Genomic DNA, 14,368 nt, shown 5'->3' on the forward strand with positions numbered 1-14,368 from the left:
GCTGTGTGTTTGAATTTATTTAAAAGAATATCATGGTTGAGATACGATCTTTAGAAATATAAGTCGCAGTAAACCACCATATTTGAGCGCCTCTTTCACGACTTTATAATTCTGTTTTTCCATGTTGTCCTTTGAATATTTATTGTCCGGGTGAACCGTACACATGAAATACCGAAATCCTCGGGAGCATAAATCCTGTTCCGCTAATGCAGTCAGTTTCTGTTGCAAGCCTTGGCCCCGGTAGAGAGGATGTACGACAATTGTGTCCATGTGGGCAACGAGTGAAAGTTCCGGGTCGGACAACCCGATGTCGTATCCCAAATTCTCGTTCCCACGTCCCGGGTACGTCGCGATGAAAATGCCTGCTACTTGTCGGGTTATCGGGTCTGTTGCTTGCCAGACATCTCCTTTTCGTGTATTGAATAAATCCGTGATATATTTCTCTGCATCATACTGGGCAAACCATTCCTTCTGCTCCATGGTCTCCCAAACCTCCCGCATCATCCGACCGAGAGCGGGAATATCCTTTTTTGTGGCTTTCCTGAATACAAATTTCATGGTTTTATTCGTGACTGTTATTCGTAACGTGTCGATATACCGTTTTTGAAATATCTGCGATAATTCGGGCTGTTGCGGCCTCGCTTTCTTCTGAATCCTTTATAAAAACAGCGATCGTGTAGCTTTGGCCATCGGGTAAGTACACGAACCCGACATCGTTCATCCCGATGATTTGTCCTTTGTTATTCCGGTCACCGGTCCCGGTTTTATGACCGATGATTGCTTTGTTTCCTTGCAGAGGGCGGGCTAACCGATCTTTTCCCGTTTCGCAGGACATCATGGTCGTTTTGATAAATCCTTGGTATTCGTCATCGAATAGCCGCACGTTCAACAGTAATTCAATTATTCTTGCCGTTTCAAGTGGGGTACTCCAATTCTGGTAGCATTTGTTTTTATCTTGGTGCATCTCGTCTTCGGTGGCCTTGATCGCGAAATGTCTCATGCCCAAATTGGAGCGGATGTAGTGATCCGTAGCCTCCGTGCCTCCGGTTTGCTGGAAAAGAATATCACAGGCATTATTATCGCTTAAATGCAAGGTGTACTCTAGTAATTCTTTTATCGGGAGAGAAATTTCTCCATCCGGGTACAGGTCTCGGAGCGGGCTGTACGTGTCCGTTTTCAGATCAGCCTTACGAATATAAATAGGTGTATCGAAAGACAAGCCCTTCTTCTCGCAATAATCGGCAACTGCTAAAGCTTGATGCAACTTGAACACGCTCATCATCGGGTAACGTGCGTCATTATTAATCGTGATCGTGTCTTTACTATTAATGATTACGGCAATACCAATTTGTGCTTTTTTATTCGCGATGACTTTTCGTAATTGTTCCTCTAATTCCTTCTGCTCGGCCTTGATTACAACCGGTAACACGAGTAAAAAGAGAATAAAAAATAGTTTTCGGGGTGCTATATTAACGTGTGTCATGCGAGCCTGTTTTTGATTTATGATGTTGTTTTTTTGCCTTGTCCGGGGAAAATCCTTACCCACCTGTCAGCAAATTTACAAAATTAATCCGAATCCCTTGAAACCTGTCAATGTCTTTTCCCATGTTGACACGAGAACAGTTTATTTTATAATTGGGCCAGTTGTTTGTCGTCTTCAATAAAAAGTTTACTTTTGCATGGATAGAGGTCGTGTTAGTTATATGCGTATCATGATAGGAAATGATTTAAATAGTGATTCTTTTGAAAGTTTATTTAAATCCCATTTCGGGGATTTGGTCGGATTCGTATGTAGCTACGTGAACGACGAAGAGGTGGCCAAGGACATCGTGCATGATGTGTTCCTCGTGGTGTTGAAGAATCAAAAGAAATTGGATACTTCTTATTCTTTGAAGTCCTACCTGTTCACCTTATCCAAGAATTACGCTTTGAATTATTTGAAACATTTACGTGTCGTGGCTATGAACGAACGGGAAGTTGTCGAGGCGTTGCAGAATGCTGATGAGGAATTGGATGATTATGAACAACGTATGGCCCGCTTGAACGAAAAACTCGACGAATTGCCTGAAAAACAACGGGAAGTACTGATGAAATGTTTTGTTGAAGGTCAAACATACAAGGACGTGGCTGACGAGATGGGAATTAGTGTAAATTCGGTGAAGACTCATATCTCACGAGGATTGAAATTCCTGCGAAACGAGTTGAAGGAGGAAATGGTGATGTTATTCCTGCTGAAACGGGAACGAGTATAAATGTTTGAAAATTGGGATGTTAATTTAAAATAGTGAAAAAAATGATGAAGTTAATTGTATGTATCGTTCTGACATTGACCCTGTCAAACGTCTTTGGACAAGAGTCCAATAATGGAAAAAAATTGTGGGCAGATTCTTTTTTGAATAAGAAAGCCCCGGAATTTGTGGTGGAAGAGTGGATTTCCCAGCAGCCGAAATTGAAGGGAAAATTTATTTTGATTGACTTTTGGGCAACATGGTGTGGCCCGTGCCGGAAGGCGATACCCGAATTAAACGAGTTTGCTAAAAAATTCGGGAAAAAGTTGGTTGTTATCGGAATTTCCGATGAAACTGCCGATAAAGTAAAAGAGATGAAAGACCCGAATATCGAATATTACAGTGCGGTAGACACCAAGGGGGTAATGAAGAAAGCGCTTGGGGTAAAGGGGATTCCTCACGTGATTTTGATTGATCCGAAAGGCATTGTTCGTTGGGAAGGTTTTCCATTATTACAGGGGCATGAGTTAACGGCAGAGGTTATCGAGAAAATAATGAAGAAATATAAGTAGAGGTATTTTTTTATTTTTACAGGATAATTTGAAGACAGGACTTTTTTGAAGTCCTGTTTTTTTGTCGGGTATTCATAAGTGGGAATTTATAACGTTATCAAAAGGTATTAAGTTGTATAATAAAGATTATAGTTTTATATCTATCATATTTATAAAGTAATATTCATTTTATAACGATCTTAAATTTATATGTTATTATCTATTATAATTAGAGTTGAATAGGAAATGAATGGGAGTTGAATAGGAGTTGGTATAATATAATTACGAAAAAAGATCAATTAAAATTTATTTTTGTGATGGGATTACCCATACAAATCCGATTATTTTCCGTTAGATAAAAAAATATTCAATTTTTTGTCACCCATTTGAGGTGGCTTGTTGTGTTATTGTAAAAAATAGCAAAAATGGATTATAAGAATGACGATATAGAATTTGCCAATAGGTTACTTACTCGACGGGAAGAGTTGAATGACGAGGAAGTGACTGCATGGTTGAAAGAGAAAGATCATGTTGAGCTATTGGACGAGATCGCGGCGATCCGGCAGAAGTTGTCCGGACAAAGCTATGGAGAGAATGGTGAAGAAGAATTCCAGCATTTGGAGAAGAGTATTTATGATCAGAAGAGTCGCCGGATGACTTTGCGGTGGTCGATTGCCGCCTCGATTATATTGTTGGTCGGTTTATTCGTGGGGCGTACGATAAATGAGGTTCGGGATATGCATGAGGAACAAGTGTTAGTGAAGAACGTGATGCAACCCGGAACGTCAAAGGCTATTTTAATGATGGCTGACGGGAAAGAGGTGGTGTTGGAACAAGGGCAGAATTTGAATATTTTGTTGAATGAACGGGTTCGGGTGGCTACCAATAGTCGGGGTATCGTGTATGAAGAGCATGGAAAAGGGGTGGTGACAGAAGAGTATAATAAGTTGACAACGCCTATCGGGGGAGAGTATTCATTGGTATTATCGGATGGTACCAAGGTGTTTTTGAATGCGGATTCCGAATTAAAATATCCGGTAGAATTCAGTGACGGAAAACGAATCGTTGATTTGAAAGGTGAGGCCTATTTCGAGGTTCACAAAGATAGTTTGCGTCCTTTTGTCGTTCGGATGAACGGGTCGGAAGTGACTGTTCTGGGAACATCGTTTAACGTGAACACTTACGGGGATGACGGGCAGATCTACACGACGCTGGTGAACGGGTCGGTCCGGGTGTCTTCCGTGAAGAACGGGCAGGCAGAGGTGCTGAAACCGGGAATGCAGAGCGTGATGGACGTGCAATCGGGACAATTGACGGTGAGAGAGGTGGACGTGGAGCCTTACGTGGCATGGAGAGAAGGGCGGTTCGTGTTCCGGGCGATGACGCTGGATTTGATCATGCGCCAGTTGCAACGCTGGTATGATTTCGAGGTGTTCTACCAGAATCCGGAATTGAAAGACTACGAGTTCCGGGGCGTGATCAAAAGGGATATGGATCTGGATAAAGTGTTGTCCGTGATTAAAGTAACGACAAATGTTGATTTCGAGGTAAAAGGAAAAGTGATAACTATTATAAAACGTTAGGAAAGAAATACGGGGATTGCCGCTAACAACCCCCGTGTTCATTCTCCGAAGAGAATTCAAGTATTAATTCAATTACAAAGCTATGAAAAAAAAACGAAGTATGTGCATGAATTGCACATTCAGGGAACTTTTTAACCTATTGCGAGTGATGAAAATTGTGATTTTATTTATGCTGATAGGGCTGACCCACCTTTCAGCAGAGGTTCGCAGCCAGAATGCATCGGTTAGTCTGAAGCTGAAAGATGCTACGATTGAACAAGTGATTCTGGAGGTCGAAAAACAGTTAAAACAGGATTTCTTTTTTAGCAAGAAAGAGGTGGATGTGACAAGAAAGATTTCCGTGAATCTGAACCAAGCAACGCTGGACGAGTTGGTACAAGTGATTTTCGGAGAAAGTTTCGGCTACCGCTTGGTTGACAATTTGATCGTGATTACCCCGAAAGCGGTTGTTGCCAAGGAGGAAGAGAAAACGATTCTGATGAAAGGGCAGGTGGTGGATAAAGGAGGAGATCCTTTACCCGGAGTCACCGTTCTTGTTGAAGGTACAACGGTGGGATGCGCCACGGATATTGACGGGAAGTTTAGTCTTCCTTTGCCTAAAGAGCTAAAGGATGTGGTGGTTGTTTTCCGTTTTGTCGGGATGGTGACGCAAAAGGTGAAACTGGCAGATATTAAGGATAAAGAGATTCTGGCCGGTAAGAAGGATTTGAAGGTTGTGATGGAGGAACAAACTGAAAATCTGGAAGACGTGGTGGTGACGGGTATCTTTACTCGTAAGAAAGAAGGGTTCACGGGATCAGCAACACGGGTTTCTAGGGATGAGATTAAACGAATGACTTCCGGTAATGTCTTGAAGGCGTTAGAGATGTTAGATCCCGGTTTTAGGATGAATGCGAGTAATCTGGCCGGTTCGAATCCAAATGCAATACCGGATTTTCAAATGCGAGGGCAAGCTAGCATGGGTAATTACCAGAGTGATGACGTGGTTGTGTTGCGTGGAGATGTAAATACTCGTCCGAATCAACCGTTGTTCGTGTTGGATGGAGTGATTGGCGTGGATGCAACTACGATCATGGATCTTGACCCAGAACAAGTGGAATCAATTACATTGTTGAAGGATGCGGCTGCGACGGTTATTTATGGTTCAGAGGCTGCCAATGGAGTGGTAGTCGTGGAAACAAGAGCCCCGCTACCGGGAAAACTACGCTTCACGTATAATGGTAATTACGAACTGGAATGGCCGGATTTGAATGTTTATGATATGATGAATGCGAAAGAGAAGCTGGAAATAGAGGAGTTGGCGGGGTATTATGATCAAAAGGATAACTTGGGATTGATGAATTATTATAATAATCTTCGCCAGGAGGTGATGCGGGGTGTGAATACCTATTGGTTGGCAGAACCAGTGAAGACTGCTTTTTCTCATAGACATGGTTTGACTGTGGAAGGGGGAGACCATACGTTGCGTTATAAAATTTATCTGGGAGCCAAATGGGCACCCGGTATTATGAAAGAAACGGATTTAAATACTAAAACAGGAAAGATTGATTTGAATTATCGTAATAATAAAATTTTGATTAATAATCAATTGACTGTGGATTATTCAAATGGTACTAGGGTTTCTCCTTATGGAAGTTTTCAAGATTACACGAAAATAAATCCTTATTATCGTAAGACTGATGAACATGGAAATATTAAGCAAGTATTGGATGATCATAGTATTGGTGATAATTATGAATTTGTCGCTTATTATGGTACGCCAACTTTAAATCCTTTGTGGAATGCACAGTTTGATTCAAAGAATGAAAGCCGGAATTTTGAACTTCGGGAGGCTTTAAAATTGGAGTACTTGCCATTTGAGAATTTCCGTTTAAGTTTGGATTTTACGCTAACTCGGAAGGATGGAACGGTAGAGGTGTTTAACTCTGCCCAGCATAATGACTTCTTTCTTGAGGAAGACCCGGCTAAAAAAGGATTGTATGAATGGACTAAAACAGAGGGAACTCAATATAGATTAAGTTTGTCGGGAGCGTATACTAAAGGGTTGGGTGATCATTTGTTGACAGCTTATTTGCGATATAGTGTGAATGAAAATTCTACAAAATCGACTACATTGTCCATGAAGGGATTTCCGAATGATAAGTTGAGTGAAGTGTATATGGGAACGGAATACAAGAACACATCAGGAAGCGAGAGTGTTGCTCGATCTTTAGCTTTCGTGATGACCTTGAATTATGCTTATAAACAACGTTATGCTTTTGATTATAGTATGAGTGTCAATGCATCTTCAGAGTTTGGAAAAAATAACCGTTATGCCCCGTTCTGGTCTGCCGGAGTACGTTGGAATGCAGAAAAAGAACCTTTTATTAATAACTTAGGTATTTTTGATGAATTGGTGGTGAGGGGGACTTACGGTATTACGGGATCTCAGGGATTTACTCCTTATCAGTCTTTACAGATGTATACGTATTCTAATTTGATGAAAACTTACAAGAGTTCGGATGTGGTGGGGACGGAGATATACGGTTTGGGAAATCCGGATTTAAAATGGCAACAGACAGAAAATTATAATGCATCATTGGATTTTACCATGTTTAATAATATTCTGAGTGCAAGATTCGAGTACTACGAGAAATATACGAAAAATACGTTGTTGGATTACACGATGGCTCCGTCTGTCGGATTCCCGACAATGAAAGAGAATTTGGGAAGAATTTCTAATAAGGGATATGAGGTGACGTTACGTTTAATGCCATATAGTGATCCTGCAAGACAAGCTTATTGGAACGTGATTTTTACCGGTTCTCATAATAAATCACGGATAGAGGAAATTTCTAATGCCTTGAAAGTGATGAATGAAAAACAAATGGAAATTGCGGATGAGGTTGAAGACCCGTACGTTACCGGTTTAGAAGATAAACGTAAAAAACGTCCCTTACCCCGTTATGAGAACGGTTATTCTCAAACTACGATTTGGGCGGTTCGCTCGATGGGTATAGATCCACAATCCGGTAGGGAGGTATTTTTGACTAGAGATGGTCAACTGACAAATGAATATTCTGCAATTGACCAAGTCCCGGTTGGAGATACTGAACCTAAATTTCAGGGTTCTGTTTCAACGACATTTACCTATAAAGGGTTTAGTTTAACGCTTGCCGGTCAATATCATTGGGGGGGCCAGACTTTTAACCAGACGCTGATAGATAAGGTGGAAAATGCTAACTTACGAATGAATGCGGATCGGAGAGCTCTGTATAGTCGATGGAAAAATCCTGGGGATCAGGTGTTTTTTAAGGCAATAGATGGAGATATTGCTAAGATGGATACAAAGGAGAGTTCGCGTTTCGTGATGGATGATAATGAATTTTATTTTTCAACTATAAATTTATCCTATCGATTGGACGGGCAGAAATGTGATTGGCTTAAACGGGTAGGGATTAGTGCTGCGACAATTGGAGTGTATATGGAAGATATTTGTCGGTTCTCGTCGATTAAGATGGAACGAGGAATTGACTATCCTTTCTCTCGTCAAGTGTCCATGTCGTTGAATGTAACTTTTTAAATTGATAAACGATGAAAAAGTATATAGTTAGCATTTGTTTAGGAATGTTCTTGTTTGCCTCCTGTTCTAATTGGTTAGATGTAAAACCGAAGACGACGGTGGAAGAAGAAGAGGTTTTTAGCCGGGAATTAGGTTTTAAAGAAGCTTTAACCGGTGCGTATATAAAGATGGCGTCAACTGATTTGTATGCCAGAAATTTGAGTTATGGTTTCTTGGATATATTGGGACAACGTTACCAGATTAATGCAGTGGCAAATTATGAGAATCCCCTGTGGTATACATTTCCATCTACATACACGGAAAGTTACACGGAAGCGATTTGGTCGAAGATGTATAACGTGATCGCTAATTTGAATAATTTGTTGTACTACTGTGATAAAAACAGAGATGTGTTTACCACGGAACATTATTACGAAATTATTAAAGGGGAGGCTTTGGGTTTGAGAGCGTTTTTGCATTTTGATTTGTTACGGATGTTCGGACCGATATATAAAGACAACCCAACAGCAAAACGAATTGCTTATCGGACGGAGTTTAATCAGGAACCGAAGGAAATGCAACCTTCTAATGTAGTGGTGGATAGTGTTATTGCTGATTTGAAAAGAGCTGAAATCTTACTGACAAAAACAGATCCGTTGAATTTTGAATTTCCAAAAACAGAAGATGGGAATGGTGGAACGGGAAAAGATGGCTTTTTGGAGTATCGTCACAAGCGAATGAACTTGTATGCGGTGAAAGCGATGTTGGCGAGAGTCTACTTGTATGCAGGAAATAAGACGGAGGCGGTTAATTATGCGAATCAAGTTATTGACGGGAAGTATTTTGATCTGATCGGGGATGCTACAGATGTTTTACGTTCAAAAGAGATTGTGTTCTCTGTTTACGTGGACAAGTTTGATCAACAAGTGACGGATATAACCAATGGTACATCCTATTTGATCGTTAAGGAGAGTTTCTTGAATGAAATGTTTGATGTGGCTAATGATGGGACAAATGATTTGAGAATCAGAGAGGGTGTTGGATTTGATTACGGAACAAACGGAATCAAAATGCGGAAATATAAGCAAGAAAACTTATGGGCATCCACGGAAGGAACCGTTGTTTTAATACGTTTATCTGAAATGTATTACATTTTGGCGGAATGTGCGGCAACTCCGGGTGAAGCGGCTGAGTTCTTGAATAAAGTACGAAATATACGCGGGGTAGATCCGGTTGTTTGTACGGAAGCTAACAGATTGGATGAGATTGAAAAAGAGTACCGCAAGGAATTTTACGGGGAGGGGCAATTGTTTTTCTTCTACAAGCGTCATGCTTACACGACATTTTTGCATAGCCCCGTGAACCAAATGGCTGAAAGTAATTATATGTTCTCTTGGCCGGATAATGAAACTTTATTTGGTAAAACAAATTAAGACATCGTGAATGTTGTATTTACTGATAAAATGAGAGATTTATGAAAAATATGGCAATTATATTACAGGTTTTAATCACGTTACTTTTTCTTCAGAGTTGTGAGGAATACGAGATGGTGCAATATGGAGAGGGAAACGAGATTAATTTTATGGCTGATTATTATTTAGGTAAAGAGAAGAAACCGTATTGGGTGGATGAAACAGAATATTTGCATTATGAGACAAATTTCGGGATTAATCCTCGTGGAGATTCTTTGTTATTGGATACTCTTCTGGTAGGGGTTAAAATAAGTGGAGTTCCTGCAGATCATCCTCGAAAGGTTGCGTTCACCACGAAAAAACTGGGTGATAATACATTGGAGATTGTATGCCCGGAGGAGTATTATGTTCCGGCAGACACGGGTGTTGCCGTGTTTAAAGTTTTGATAAAACGTCCGGAAAAACGAAATACAGAATATTCTGCATACCTGACTTTTGATTACGAGAAATCGGATTTTAAAGCGGGTACTGTTGAAAGACAAACTTTTGAATTGAGGGTAGAAAATTCTGTCAATTTGGAATTGTGGGGATCTTCTCAAGAAGAATGGGATGGATATTACGCGATGTTTTTTGGAGATTATAGCGAGACGAAAGCTCGTTATTTAATCACGAAATACGGGGGAACGGTATTGAATGAATGGACGATGACGAATCAATTTTATGATGTTCTTTACTCGAATGGCTTCTACCTGGATTTTGAAGAGTATAAAGCAGATCCTGATAATGCACCCTTGATAGATGAAAATACGGGTGAATGGATTGAGATTCCTGATATTTCAGAATTACTTTAAAAATAAGAAATTATGAGAAGATTAATTTATATACTGGCTTTGTTACTGTTTGTTTCTTGTTATGATGATAAGGGAAATTATGATTATGAAGATATTAATACGGTAGCAGTTGAATTGGATGAGTTGTATTCCGTGCGTTTGGACAAGGATACCACGCTTACCATTGTACCCCGGCTGTCACAGCTCTTGCAAAAGGACGATGAAAATTTGAGTTATGTTTGGTTATATTCTACTATCAATCATAATTTCTATGGTTTGGCAAGTCGTGAAGGTTTTGACACGGTGAGTATAGAACCTAGTTTACGTTTTCATATAGACCCGGAAGAGAAAAATTTGAAATACGAGCATTTTTTTCGTTTGAATGTGTTTGACAAGGTAACGGGAATTGAATATCCGGTAAATACGACGATCAAGTTGATTAAACCTTATGATGGAACTTGGATGGTTTTACATAGTAAAAACGGACAGACGGAATTGGGGTCGATTGAATATATCGGTGCTGATATCGTGGTGAATGAAGATGCCTATTATAAAGAATCAGGCAAGCGATTGACAGGTAAACCACTTTGTTTGGGACAATATACAACGTCGGTTAAATATTATGGAACTGGGAGTAGCTGGAACATGTTTTATGTGCTTACTGATGTCGCCAAAGAGGCCGGAGTTTATTGTCAATGGAAAAAATTCGAGAAAAAGGATAGTTTGTCTCGAATGGTTGCCCCGATGGCTCAAGCGGGTTTTGATTTCCGACATGTGGAGATGATGGATGGTGATGGAAGTGCCAGTGCTCTTTTGTTGTCCAATGGAGTTCTTTATCAGATCCCTAGGGCCGGTAAAGTGTATAAACCGGGAAGCGGGTTGACCGGGGATGTGAAGATTACCTTGGCATCTAAAGTTATTAACAATGCTTTGTTGTATGATGAGGCCGGACATCGTTTTGCATTCTATTATAATAAAAGTGACGGATTGGGCGTGAAGAAATATGATCCTTTGTACTTTAATGAGAGCGAGGAAAATAGTGATTTGATTCAATCTATTCCGGTTCGAGATGGTAATGCTACGGGTGCGGATCCCAACAAGTTAGCTCCGGATCAAAAAGTGTTGTATGTAGGAACCGGATATCAATTTGATCAAGGTTGGACAAGTATGTATGCTTATGGTTTGGCTAAAAGTGATGACAAATGTTTTGTTTATGAATTTAACCCAAGAGGGTTTACTTATGCTGATTATGCCTCTTTTAATGCTTATTATCAGATAGATTTACCTAAAGGATTAGATGAAAATGCTTGTTTTGCTTCAACGCCACCTTATAGTGGTATTATTTTTTACGCATCGGGTAATACTGTTTATCGTTTAGACTTTAAACAGGCCGGCGGAAAAGCTACTGCAATTTATACTCATACAGGAGGGAAAGCTACGAAAATGAAATTTGCCAAGCGGAAGGCTCCCGGAGCAGGAGAATTTGCAGCCTATGAGTTTGATTTGCAACGTAGTTTAGGTGTTTCGTTTGATATGGGAAATGGCAAGAGTGATTTCGTTATCTTGAATTTGTCATCAACCGGTAGTGTTGGGGCTAATAGTGTAACTTATCCGGCAACACAGGTATATTCTGATTTTGGAGAAATAGCTGATTTTGTATTTATTTAAAAAAGGTATTAAGATGAAGTGGATGATTATTATATGGGGGTTACTGTCATTAGTGGGATGCCAGAGTAAGCCTGAAGGATTCGTGATAAAAGGAGAATTTCAAGGTGCACCGGAAAATGAATGGGTATATTTAATGAATACCGGGCAGACGATGTATTATGATAGTGTGCAGTTGAAAAAAGGAAGATTTGAGTTTAAAGGGAAAGTGGATTACCCGGAATTACGTTGTATTACTTATTTTAACGATCCGTCGCAACGAATTTATGGGTGGGATAAGATCATGGAGTTACCGATATATGTGGAAAATTCTACTATTCGGGTTTCTTTACCTTTTGCAGAGTTACCCTCAAAATTAGAGAAAAAAGTACCGGAAAATTTGCGTGTAGAAGGTTCTTATGCTCATGATTTATATGCGAAATATAAAGAACGGGTAACGCCTTTTGTTGTAAAAAATGATAGTTTGTTTGATGCTTATCGTCGTGCTTATTATTATAAGAAAGGGACGGAGGATGATGTGTTCCGTTGTGTGAGGGGGATGGATGCTATGCGTGATAGTGTTTTTGCCGTGGGGGTTGAATTTATCCGGCAACATCAGGAGTCTCCGGTAGCTTTATATGTGGCAAAAAATCTACGGGTAAGAGCTTACGATAGAGAGAAAGCGAAAGAAGTGGTCGGGTTCTTACCGGAAAACGTGAAAGCCACCCCGATGGGACAGCAAGCTATGAAAGCTTTATTGGAACAGCCGCTTTACGTGGGAGATGTGTTGCCTGATTTTGATGTGTTGGATGTAGATTTGAAAACGGTAAAGTTGTCAACGCTATTGCAAAAGGGACATTACACGTTGGTGGAATTATGGGCATCTTGGTGTGGACCTTGTCGGGCAGATATTCCTCATTTAAAAGAGACTTATCAGTGCTATCATGAAAAAGGTTTTGAAATGGTTAGTATCTCTATCGACGATGATATGGATGCATGGTTGAAAGCTGTAAAAGAAGAAGGTATGCCTTGGACTCAGGTTTGTGGAGCAAACGGGAAAGGTTATAAAAAAGAATGTATGGATTTGTTTGGTGTTAGCGGTGTACCTTCATGTGTTTTGATTGATAAGGAGGGGCGGGTAATTAGTACAAATGCACGCGGGGGATGGTTGAACGAGAAGTTGGCCGCTTTGTTTAAAGAATAAAGATTCGGTTTTATAAAATTTGTATTGTATGAAAAATGTATTGTTAGTCGTATTGTTTATGATCGGCGTTGTCGGTTATAGTGTAGGGAAAAACGTGCGGTTGCACGGTTCTTTGAAAGAGTTTGGTACGAATGTGGTTTCGATGGATTTTGATGGAGCTGCAGGGGAAATTTCCAAAGAGTGGAGTCAGAAGATCATGGTGAATAAAGATGGTAGTTTTGATTTTTCTTTTGACTTGAAAAAGCCGGGATATTATTCGGTGGGGCGGAACACGTTGTATTTAACCCCGGGAGATGATATGGAGGTATATTTAGGGACATCACAACCACAAAGCTGGTTTAAAGGGAAAGGTGCCGACGTGAATAATTACATGAAAGGACGTTTGTTTCCGAAGGCTGGATCATTTTTAGAGGCGGGGAGAAACGTGAAAGGTAGTTTCGAAGAGACGAAAAAATATATTGACGAGCGGGCTGCCCAACGGGAGAAAGAATTGAAGGCTTTGCCGAACGCAAGCAAGGAGTTCGTGGAGTTGGAAATGATGCGTATCAAGGCAGATGTGGCGAATAGTTATATGGCATATTTATGGTATTCTGATCTTTTAAAGGATTGTAAAACAAGGGAAGAGGGAGGAAAGGTTGCGAATGATTTTAACAAATCTATCCGGGAATATATCAATCCGTTGTTAAAAGAGATTTCTGCTAAAGATCAGTATTTGGAAGTTGCCGTGGTGAGAGATGTGTTGTTGAGTTGCTATGATATGGATGCTTCTATTTTTGATTTCCCGAAGTCTCAGCGATTGAAAGAATTGAATGATGCTTACGTGACTGGGGAGCGTATGGATGAGGAAATGACTAAACCTCTCTACGATGAATTGCATGCTTTCGGTTCGAAGTTGAAAAATGCTGATTTCAAGCAGGCGTTTATGGGACGGTTGGAGAAACGGGCGAAATTGATGGAAGGACGTCCGGCTATTGATTTTGCTGTCGTGGATATGAACGGGAAAGAGGGGAAATTGAGTGATTATAAGGGAAAGGTGTTATTCGTTGATTTTTGGGCGACTTGGTGTATGCCTTGTTTGGGTGAAATGCCTTTCTTTAATGAATTAAGTAAGAAGTACCCGAATGTCCAGTTTGTTGGCGTGTCATTGGATGATAACACGGAAGTTTGGTTGAATAAATTGAAGGGTGATTCGGATCATGGGAAAGTATTGGAGTTATTTTCAAAAGATCCATTGGTGCGGACAGGTTGGGATATTACGGGAATTCCTCGTTTCTTGTTGATCGATAAAGATTTCACGATTATTGCGGCTTCCGCTCCTCGTCCTTCTCAAAAAGATGTGATTACACCGTTGTTGGAAAAGTATAATAAATAAGGA

11 protein-coding genes are annotated in these 14,368 nt (G+C 40.2%); 9 read left to right on the forward strand and 2 right to left on the reverse strand.

Translation table 11 applies throughout. The features are described from left to right. Nucleotides 1-30: 30 nt before the first annotated feature. Nucleotides 31-558 carry a GNAT family N-acetyltransferase gene (locus F1644_RS18945; protein ID WP_118304901.1) on the reverse strand — a complete coding sequence of 176 codons (528 nt, stop codon included), beginning with the start codon at nucleotides 556-558 and terminating at the stop codon, nucleotides 31-33. A gap of 4 nt (nucleotides 559-562) precedes the next feature. Then, a complete protein-coding gene (gene bla, locus F1644_RS18950; protein WP_118304902.1) occupies nucleotides 563-1,483 on the reverse strand; it encodes a class A beta-lactamase, subclass A2 in 921 nt (306 codons plus the stop codon). Nucleotides 1,484-1,679: 196 nt separating this feature from the next. On the opposite strand from bla, the gene F1644_RS18955 reads away from it, so the two are divergent. The 9 genes from F1644_RS18955 (at nucleotide 1,680) to F1644_RS18995 (ending at nucleotide 14,365) form a co-directional block, all read left to right on the forward strand. Further along, on the forward strand, nucleotides 1,680-2,252 hold the full coding sequence (locus F1644_RS18955; protein WP_229782455.1) for an RNA polymerase sigma-70 factor: 573 nt from the start codon (nucleotides 1,680-1,682) through the stop codon (nucleotides 2,250-2,252). Nucleotides 2,253-2,293: 41 nt separating this feature from the next. Further along, complete coding sequence (locus tag F1644_RS18960; RefSeq protein ID WP_229128226.1) at nucleotides 2,294-2,800, forward strand: TlpA family protein disulfide reductase; 507 nt, start codon at nucleotides 2,294-2,296, stop codon at nucleotides 2,798-2,800. Between the two features lie 404 nt (nucleotides 2,801-3,204). Next, nucleotides 3,205-4,362: a FecR family protein gene (locus F1644_RS18965; RefSeq protein ID WP_118304903.1), complete on the forward strand. Its 1,158-nt coding sequence runs from the start codon at nucleotides 3,205-3,207 to the stop codon at nucleotides 4,360-4,362. Nucleotides 4,363-4,444: 82 nt separating this feature from the next. Continuing rightward, entirely contained in the window at nucleotides 4,445-7,924 is a 3,480-nt protein-coding gene (locus tag F1644_RS18970; protein ID WP_118304904.1) for a SusC/RagA family TonB-linked outer membrane protein, read from the forward strand. 11 nt (nucleotides 7,925-7,935) lie between these two features. Continuing rightward, on the forward strand, nucleotides 7,936-9,336 hold the full coding sequence (locus F1644_RS18975; protein WP_087421765.1) for a RagB/SusD family nutrient uptake outer membrane protein: 1,401 nt from the start codon (nucleotides 7,936-7,938) through the stop codon (nucleotides 9,334-9,336). A gap of 41 nt (nucleotides 9,337-9,377) precedes the next feature. Beyond that, nucleotides 9,378-10,166: a DUF4843 domain-containing protein gene (locus tag F1644_RS18980; RefSeq protein ID WP_087421766.1), complete on the forward strand. Its 789-nt coding sequence runs from the start codon at nucleotides 9,378-9,380 to the stop codon at nucleotides 10,164-10,166. 12 nt (nucleotides 10,167-10,178) lie between these two features. Next, the gene (locus F1644_RS18985; protein WP_087421767.1) at nucleotides 10,179-11,813 is read left to right on the forward strand and encodes a PKD-like family lipoprotein; all 1,635 of its coding nucleotides are present in this window, start codon (nucleotides 10,179-10,181) and stop codon (nucleotides 11,811-11,813) included. 13 nt (nucleotides 11,814-11,826) lie between these two features. Continuing rightward, nucleotides 11,827-12,993, forward strand: a complete 1,167-nt coding sequence (locus F1644_RS18990; protein ID WP_087421768.1) for a TlpA disulfide reductase family protein — start codon at nucleotides 11,827-11,829, stop codon at nucleotides 12,991-12,993. Nucleotides 12,994-13,021: 28 nt separating this feature from the next. Then, on the forward strand, nucleotides 13,022-14,365 hold the full coding sequence (locus tag F1644_RS18995) for a TlpA family protein disulfide reductase (protein WP_087421769.1): 1,344 nt from the start codon (nucleotides 13,022-13,024) through the stop codon (nucleotides 14,363-14,365). Nucleotides 14,366-14,368 lie beyond the last annotated feature (3 nt).

Source organism: Butyricimonas paravirosa (genome assembly GCF_032878955.1).
GTDB lineage: Bacteria > Bacteroidota > Bacteroidia > Bacteroidales > Marinifilaceae > Butyricimonas > Butyricimonas paravirosa.

What these genes read in the sequence shown, in the direction of transcription:
- F1644_RS18945 (WP_118304901.1), bottom strand. Translation starts at nt 558, where the DNA reads ATGAAATTTGTATTCAGGAAAGCCACAAAAAAGGATATTCCCGCTCTC.
- bla (WP_118304902.1), bottom strand. Translation starts at nt 1,483, where the DNA reads ATGACACACGTTAATATAGCACCCCGAAAACTATTTTTTATTCTCTTT.
- F1644_RS18955 (WP_229782455.1), top strand. Translation starts at nt 1,680, where the DNA reads ATGGATAGAGGTCGTGTTAGTTATATGCGTATCATGATAGGAAATGAT.
- F1644_RS18960 (WP_229128226.1), top strand. Translation starts at nt 2,294, where the DNA reads ATGATGAAGTTAATTGTATGTATCGTTCTGACATTGACCCTGTCAAAC.
- F1644_RS18965 (WP_118304903.1), top strand. Translation starts at nt 3,205, where the DNA reads ATGGATTATAAGAATGACGATATAGAATTTGCCAATAGGTTACTTACT.
- F1644_RS18970 (WP_118304904.1), top strand. Translation starts at nt 4,445, where the DNA reads ATGAAAAAAAAACGAAGTATGTGCATGAATTGCACATTCAGGGAACTT.
- F1644_RS18975 (WP_087421765.1), top strand. Translation starts at nt 7,936, where the DNA reads ATGAAAAAGTATATAGTTAGCATTTGTTTAGGAATGTTCTTGTTTGCC.
- F1644_RS18980 (WP_087421766.1), top strand. Translation starts at nt 9,378, where the DNA reads ATGAAAAATATGGCAATTATATTACAGGTTTTAATCACGTTACTTTTT.
- F1644_RS18985 (WP_087421767.1), top strand. Translation starts at nt 10,179, where the DNA reads ATGAGAAGATTAATTTATATACTGGCTTTGTTACTGTTTGTTTCTTGT.
- F1644_RS18990 (WP_087421768.1), top strand. Translation starts at nt 11,827, where the DNA reads ATGAAGTGGATGATTATTATATGGGGGTTACTGTCATTAGTGGGATGC.
- F1644_RS18995 (WP_087421769.1), top strand. Translation starts at nt 13,022, where the DNA reads ATGAAAAATGTATTGTTAGTCGTATTGTTTATGATCGGCGTTGTCGGT.